4 protein-coding genes are annotated in these 6017 nt (G+C 40.3%); 3 read left to right on the forward strand and 1 reads right to left on the reverse strand.

Going from position 1 to position 6017, the window contains the following annotated elements; translation table 11 throughout:
* Window positions 1-117 precede the first annotated feature (117 nt).
* The 3 genes from H5975_RS07050 (at window position 118) to H5975_RS07060 (ending at window position 4774) form a co-directional block, all read left to right on the forward strand.
* A complete protein-coding gene (locus H5975_RS07050) occupies window positions 118-2757 on the forward strand; it encodes a KxYKxGKxW signal peptide domain-containing protein (RefSeq protein WP_204785452.1) in 2640 nt (879 codons plus the stop codon).
* Window positions 2758-3188: 431 nt separating this feature from the next.
* Complete coding sequence (locus H5975_RS07055; protein ID WP_204785453.1) at window positions 3189-4562, forward strand: NAD-dependent succinate-semialdehyde dehydrogenase; 1374 nt, start codon at window positions 3189-3191, stop codon at window positions 4560-4562.
* Window positions 4563-4621: 59 nt separating this feature from the next.
* On the forward strand, window positions 4622-4774 hold the full coding sequence (locus tag H5975_RS07060) for a hypothetical protein (protein WP_204785454.1): 153 nt from the start codon (window positions 4622-4624) through the stop codon (window positions 4772-4774).
* Window positions 4775-4835: 61 nt separating this feature from the next.
* Here the strand turns inward: H5975_RS07060 and H5975_RS07065 are convergent, their stop codons facing one another.
* Window positions 4836-5897: a hypothetical protein gene (locus H5975_RS07065; protein WP_204785455.1), complete on the reverse strand. Its 1062-nt coding sequence runs from the start codon at window positions 5895-5897 to the stop codon at window positions 4836-4838.
* Window positions 5898-6017 lie beyond the last annotated feature (120 nt).

Raw genomic sequence — 6017 nt, forward strand, 5'->3', positions numbered from 1 at the left:
ATGAAAAGGGATAGAATCGTTGAAAAAAAAAAACTAAAAGTATTAAAATAATGATGATTCAAATGATTACCGTGTTTGGGTTATTTTTTTGTCATTATTTATGGAGGTTTTTTTATTATGCAAAATAATAAGATGCATTTTAAGATGTACAAGTCCGGCAAGAACTGGATGGTTGCTGGTTTAATGACCACCGCTGTTTTAGCTGGATTGACTTTAAGCAATACTAACAACACTACTGTCGCACACGCCGACACTAATGCTGCTCCTATTGCTGCTAACAAGGATGCTGCCGCAACAACAGATGCACAACAAACACCTGCTGACAAGGCTAAGGCTGACGTTGACGCAACTTCAAACAAGATTGCTTCAGCAACTAATGACGTTAACGATGTTAAGAACAACAACAACACTAACAAGGCAGCAGCTAACACTACTGATCCTAAGCAAGCAACTTCAGAAGCTGCTAACATTCTTGACAACCACAAGAAGGCTAACGACGCTGTTAACAACGCTAACTCCATCTTAGACCAAGCTAAGAAGGATGCTAACACTGCTAACGATGCCTACAACAAGGCTCAAGAAAACGTTAACAAGACTGGTAACGACCTTGACGAAGCTACTGCTGTTCAAAAGGCTGCTCAAGAATCTTACGATGACAATCAAAAGGCACTTTCTGATGCTAAGACTGACATGGATAAGAACATCAAGCCAGCTAAGGACGCTGCAGACAAGGCTTACAACGACCAAGTTGCTTACCAAAACCAACTTGAACAAGGTCTTAACACCTTCTCAAACGCTTTAAACAACGCTAAGAACGCTGCAGAAGCTGCTCAAAAGAAGGTTAACGACACCAACAAGGCTATTTCCGATGCCCAAACTGACATGGACAAGAACATCAAGCCAGCTAAGGACAATGCAGACAAGGCTTACAATGATGCCGTAAATGACCAAGATGTTAAGTACTTTGACGCTAAGAATGCCGCTAAGGCTGACCAAGATGCCGCAACTAAAGCTGCAAACAAGGCAGAAGCTTCTGCAAAGGCTGCTAATGACCTTAAAGATGCCGCTTCAAAGGCAGTAAATGATGCTCAAGCTGCATTAGATAACGCAAACCATCAATTACGTCGTGATTTGAGTGCTTACCGTCACAACGCTACACATGAAAACGCTGTAGCTGTTAACAACTCCAAGGATGCTGTAAATGATGCTCAAGCTAAGTTAGACGCTGCAAATCACAACTTAGACAACATGAACAACTACGATACTCTTAAGAATGCTAAGAGTGCTGAAGATGCAGCTACTAAGGCTCTTGAAGATGCTAATGCAGCAGTAGCTCAAGATAACTCTGAATACAACCAAGAAGCACAAGCCGCTGCTCAAAAGGCATTTGATAAGGCTACTGACGATCGTCTTGCTGCAGAAAAAGCATTTACTAATGACAATGATGCTATTGCTAAGTACGTTGCAGATAAGGATGCTGCTGATGCAGATAAGAATGCTTCAGATCAAGCAACTAGTAAGGCAACTGCTTCCGCAAAGGTTGCTAACGACATCAAAGATGCTGCTCAAACTGCTGTTGCTAATGCAAACCATCAATTACAACGTGATTTGAGTGCTTACCGTCACAACAGTACTCATGAAAACGCAGTTGCTGTAAATAATTCTAAGGCTGCTGCTAATGCTGCTCAAAGTGTTCTTGACACAATGAACAACTACGATGCTTACTTAGCAGCTAAGGATGATGAAGATGCTAAGTTAAACGCATTGCAAAATGCTCAAGCAGCTGAAGCTAATGAATCCAATGATTGGAATGAAGAAGCATTGGCTGCAGCACAACGTGATTATGACGCTGCTCAAAGTAATGAAGTTGCCGAAAAGGCTAAGGTTGCTGACAAGCTTAACCTTGCTAACTCACGTGATGCATTGAAGGCTGCTAAGGATGCAGCTGACAAGGCTTACAACGACCAAGTTGACTACTTAAACGAACTTAACGATGGTTTAACTGGATTCCAAAAGGATCTTGATGCTAAGAACCAAGCAGTTAAGGATGCACAAAAGAAGGTTGACGACACCAACAAGGCTATTTCTGATGCCCAAACTGACAGGGACAAGAACATCAAGCCAGCTAAGGATGCAGCTGACAAGGCCTACAACGACCAAGTTGACTACATCAACATGGTTCAAGACCACTTGAACAACGTAACTGGTCCTCAACTTGAAGCTGCTAAGAAGGCAACTGCTGACGCAACTAAGGCTCATGACGATGCTGTTAACGAAGAAACTAAGGCACATGATGTATTAGCTGCTGCTAACGACAACGTTACTAAGGCTCAAAAGTTAGTTGACGATGCTAAGAGCGCTCAAAGTGATGCTGAAGCATTAGTTGAAAAGGCTGACGAATTATTACACAACATCGACTGGAGCAAGATCAACAACAACTCCAAGAGCGATGACAACAACAGTGATGTTCAAAAGCAAATCGACGATTTGAAGAACCGTGTATCTTCAGTGGAACAACAAATCGCTGCTTTGAAGAACAACTCTGCTTCTAACTCAGCTGTTGCTTCTAACACTGCTGCTACTGTAGCTCCAGCAGCTGTTACTATGACTCGTGCTGAATACAAGAACGCACAAAACAACGCTGCTAAGAATGCCCTTCCACAAACTGGTAACGAAAACAGCGCTGCTGTAATGGCACTTGGTGCTGTTTCAGCAATGCTTGGTTTAGGCATGGTTGCTAAGAAGCGTGAATTCTAATTCACTCTTAATAGTTGAATGATGTTGCTTTTGGTTAATTAAACTGGTTCTATTCGATAGAATTTAATAACGAAAGCGCATTGTCAAAAAGGTTGCACGAATTTGACGTGCAACCTTTTTTGTTGGGTCATACCGATCTAAATGAATATCACAATAACGAAAATAATCAAGCATGTATCGAATGAAAAAAGTAAATACTGCCAAACCTAAATAGGGTGAATTGAGGGGACTGATCAGTGATGATCAGTCTTTTTTTAGTTAAAAACCTGACTTTGTGAAATAAAGATGTACCAAAAATATTTTTCACAAACTTATACCAACATAATAGTGTTTGATATATGTGCATTACTGAGCGACTGTTTAATTAGCTTGTGAAATTTTATAAAACGTTTACAATGTGAAATATAGACAAATTAGAAAGGTGATTAATAATGGCTTATCAAACAATCAACCCATATACCAATCAGGTTGAACATGAATATCAACAAACTACTGATGAAGAAATTGAACAAACTTTAACTGCTGCACATGCTTTATACCTAAAGTGGCGAAACGGTGGTGAATTAGCAGAACGAAAGCAAATCATTACCCGTTTAGGGGAATTGCTTCGTGAAAGAAAACATGAATTGGCCACAATTATGACCCACGATATGGGGAAATTAATTGGTGAGTCCGAAGGTGAAGTTGAACTTTGTGCTTCATTCTGTGACTACTATGTTGAACATGCCGATCAATATCTAGCACCAACGCCAATTTATACTGAATCTGGTAATGGTTATGTTCTGCACCAAGCTACAGGAATTTTAATGGCGGTTGAACCTTGGAACTTCCCATTTTATCAAATTGCACGGGTCTTTATCCCTAACTTTCTAGCAGGAAACCCAATGGTATTAAAGGACGCATCTAACTGTCCAACTTCTGCCCAAGCATTTGCTGATCTTGTTAAGGAAGCAGGAGCTCCTGAAGGCAGCTTAACTAACTTGTTTGTCAGCTATGACCAAGTTGGAGCCATCATCGCTGATAAGCGGGTTCAAGGGGTTTGCCTGACTGGTTCTGAACGTGGTGGACAAGCAGTTGCTACTGAGGCTGCTAAGAATCTTAAGAAGAGCACTATGGAACTCGGTGGTAATGACGCATTTATTGTGCTACCAGACGCTGATATTGATGAACTTGCATCAATTATCTATTCGGCTCGTCTATACAATGCTGGTCAAGTATGTACGTCTTCCAAGCGCTTCATCATTCCAGATAACCTCTATGATGAATTCTTGGAACGCGCTAAGGAGATTTTCAGCAGTGTTAAGATGGGTGATCCAATGGATCCAAGCACCACTCTGGCACCAATGAATTCAGAAAAGGCCAAGCGGAAGTTACAAAAGCAAGTGGACCTAGCTATTGCTAATGGTGCGAAGGTTGTTTATGGGAATCAACCAGTTGATCTGGAAGGTCAATTCTTTATGCCAACAATCTTGACCAATATTACGAAGGACAACCCAATCTTTGATCAAGAAATGTTTGGGCCAGTGATGTCTGTATACAAGTACCATGATGTTCAAGAAGCCATTGACATTGCCAATGACTCTAGTTACGGGTTAGGAAACACTGTCTTTGCTAAGAACGTTTCTGAAGCTCGTAAAGTAGCTGCTCAAATTGATACTGGGATGAGCTGGATCAATTCTGGATGGGCTTCATTACCTGAACTACCATTTGGCGGTGTTAAGCACTCAGGCTACGGCCGTGAACTTGCTGAACAAGGATTCCGTTCCTTTATTAATGATCACTTGGTTTACGAACCAGAAAATTAAATCAAATATCACAGTGACCTTTACTCTTAGAGTTCTAACTCTGGGAGTTTTTTTAGTTTATGTTGGACGCACAAGCTAAACAATTAGATGCAGTCATTCTTGGCTGTACAGAGCTGCCATTAGCATTTAATGGTATTAGTTTAGCAATACCGCAAATTGACGTTATGGAGCATCATATCGAACGATTAAGCGCATTATTAACGACAAACTAAAACACCCACTTCTGAGATTTAAATAATCCAGAAGTGGATGTTTTGCATTTATGGAATTAAACTAATCGTCGTCGGCGTAGTGAAGATCATCAAATTCAGTATCTTTATTTTGGTGAGCAAGACTTTGAGTCTGGTAATAAACAGCGTCTGTTGCAATAGTTGCACCACCAGCTTGAACTAGAACTTTAACTTTCTTACCATCAATTGTCTCAGTATGGACAGCAAAGAAGGAACCATCACCGGCACCTTGACACCATCCTTGTATGTTTAACCAATGCATTCCATGACAATCCCAAAAACTAGTTCTACTCCAATTCTTAGTTGCTTCTTCAATTCCTTGATCGGTCATATTATCTTCGTTTTTTGCAAACGAAGGGTTTTGCTTGTAAAGGTGGGAAAGGCTATTAGAACCATCAGAACCATCTGCATCGTCACCTTGGTATTGGAAAGTATTCTTTCCGAAAGTAACAGTAGAAGATGAATCATTATCCTCTGAATACCAGGTGCCACGCATTTCACTAGGAACTGTAATAGGTCCTTCATTACCGTATTTTCCGGATTTAGTTGAAGAGTCATTGCTTGTAGATGTGGAAGAACTGCCACCGCGTTTATCGTTTACTTGGGCATTTTGTGATAATTGTTTGACAAAACTACCTTGTCCCTGGTTGTTAACAGTATTAACCATTGAAGAACGGCTAACAGTAGTTAACTTTTTACCGCTGTTGTTGCCACTGGCATTTTTATAAATAGTGACATTATCTCCATTAACGGTATAAACCAGATTTGAAGATTTACCAGATGCTTTTACATTATAGGCAACGCCTTGTCCATTATCGGATAACTTATAATGATCAGCTGGATACAGGTCTACTTCTAGGCCGTCTTTTTTTGCATCCTTAGCAGTTTGATACCATTGTTCGCCATATTTATTACCAGCATAGGTTGTAACGAGACTCACCATCTCCTGAGGTGATAAATTATCTGCACTAACCTTAGTACTGGATTTACTAGTTAATAGGCTTGAAGAATTACCATCATTAGTTGGTGAACTTTGTGAACTGCACCCGGCTGCCAAGAGTGCAAGCCCTGCGACTGAAACAATCATTAGATGTTTTTTATTCATTTCGATTAAGCCTCCCAAGATAATCATATTTATTATATAACTGTAGATTGTAATATTTAAGTTAACAGTTAAATAAGTGGACAAGAAAACCCATAAAGGTCTTTAATGGTGTCGCTAAAC

This window comes from Limosilactobacillus coleohominis (assembly GCF_016901675.1).
GTDB lineage: Bacteria > Bacillota > Bacilli > Lactobacillales > Lactobacillaceae > Limosilactobacillus > Limosilactobacillus intestinavium.

Excerpts from the sequence above, each read along its gene's own strand:
- H5975_RS07050 (WP_204785452.1), top strand. The coding sequence starts at position 118 with ATGCAAAATAATAAGATGCATTTTAAGATGTACAAGTCCGGCAAGAAC.
- H5975_RS07055 (WP_204785453.1), top strand. The coding sequence starts at position 3,189 with ATGGCTTATCAAACAATCAACCCATATACCAATCAGGTTGAACATGAA.
- H5975_RS07060 (WP_204785454.1), top strand. The coding sequence starts at position 4,622 with ATGTTGGACGCACAAGCTAAACAATTAGATGCAGTCATTCTTGGCTGT.
- H5975_RS07065 (WP_204785455.1), bottom strand. The coding sequence starts at position 5,897 with ATGAATAAAAAACATCTAATGATTGTTTCAGTCGCAGGGCTTGCACTC.